Annotated in this window: 2 protein-coding genes; both read right to left on the bottom strand. The window is 66.7% G+C overall.

Going from position 1 to position 1,208, the window contains the following annotated elements; all coding sequences use genetic code 11:
- Window positions 1-410 (bottom strand): twin-arginine translocation signal domain-containing protein (locus tag DM816_RS41970; RefSeq protein WP_162908442.1); only part of this gene is annotated, 410 nt, incomplete at its 3' end.
- A gap of 113 nt (window positions 411-523) precedes the next feature.
- The coding region (locus DM816_RS45100; RefSeq protein ID WP_246002767.1) for a CBM35 domain-containing protein at window positions 524-1,208 on the bottom strand (685 nt) is incomplete at its 5' end.

Genomic DNA, 1,208 nt, shown 5'->3' with positions numbered 1-1,208 from the left:
ATGATCTCGGAGACGTCCCTGGACGTGTTGCCGTTGTTGACACTTTCGAAGCTGTGCTGGAAATGCGGGGCGGGGACGATGAACCCGGCCGCGGCCAGGGCCCGGATGATGAACAGCGAGTTCTGCGGGCTGCTGCCCAAGCCATGGGTGAAGTTGTAGACGGGGAAGACGCCGTTGGCGGCCGGGGCGTTGGTGACAGGACTACCGCCGGGGGTGCCGGTGGCCGGGTAGTAGACGTAGGTGGTGCACGGGCGGCTACCCCGGTACCAGTCGTAGCGGCGCACACCCACCGCGAACGGGTTGGCCGGCGCGGGATCGGCGTAGGCCTGCCCCGAACCGAGCAGGGACACCCCAGCCCCGGCCGCTGCGGCGGCACTGAGCTTCAAAAGGGTCCGTCGTTGCATCGACACGATGCCTCCTAGTTTGCTGTTGCGGGGGTCTATTCGTGAGCTCATACCCGTTGGCAGGGTGCAGAAGGGTGTCCGGATCTCGGACACCCTTCTGGCCGTAGTGGTGTCAGTGGTTATGCCATGGGGCCGACGTCGAGGTAGTCCACATTGGGCAGTCCTGCCGCCGTCGTCGGATCCAGCCGGATGGTGTTACTGCCCGCGTTGAGTGACACGGTCAGGGTTTTGGTGACCCAGGTGGTCCAGGCACCGGTGGGCTCGAACGAAACGTTGGCGAGCGTGGTGCCGTTGACGATCAGGTTGGCCGGCCTGGCGGTGGTGCCGCCGTTGGCGAACCGGACCCCGATCGTGGCCGTGCCGGCCGCCGTCGCGTTCACCGTGAACTGCACGTAGGCGCCGATCGCGTTGTTACCGTTACAGAACCCGCTGCCGGAGAACCCGGCCCAGTTCGAATCGATCGTGCCCTGACATATCGCCGGCGGGGTCTCCGCCTCGTAACGCTGCCCCTGCGGACCACCGGACGTCCTGACCAGTGCGAGCTGGTCGACGGCCAGGTTTCCGCTGCCGGACCCGGCTCGAATGGTGACCGTGGCGGTCCCGGCGGCCAACTGCAGACCCGCGGCTTCGCGACGGGTAAAGCCGGATGATGCCGGGATGCTGAGCGTACGGACCGCGCCGCTGGAGTCGGTCACCGTGATCTGCCCACTGCTGACCGAACCGGAGGTCCTGGCCAACGTGGACAGGGTATAGGTGCCGGCCGGCACCGTGATCTGCTGCCGCACAGAAGCCGATCCGGCCAAC

Origin of the sequence: Allorhizocola rhizosphaerae, from assembly GCF_003426775.1 — a bacterium.
In the GTDB taxonomy this organism is placed as follows: domain Bacteria; phylum Actinomycetota; class Actinomycetes; order Mycobacteriales; family Micromonosporaceae; genus Allorhizocola; species Allorhizocola rhizosphaerae.
The sequence above is the reverse complement of the archived record's forward strand: the minus strand, read 5'-3'. Positions and strand labels throughout refer to the sequence as shown.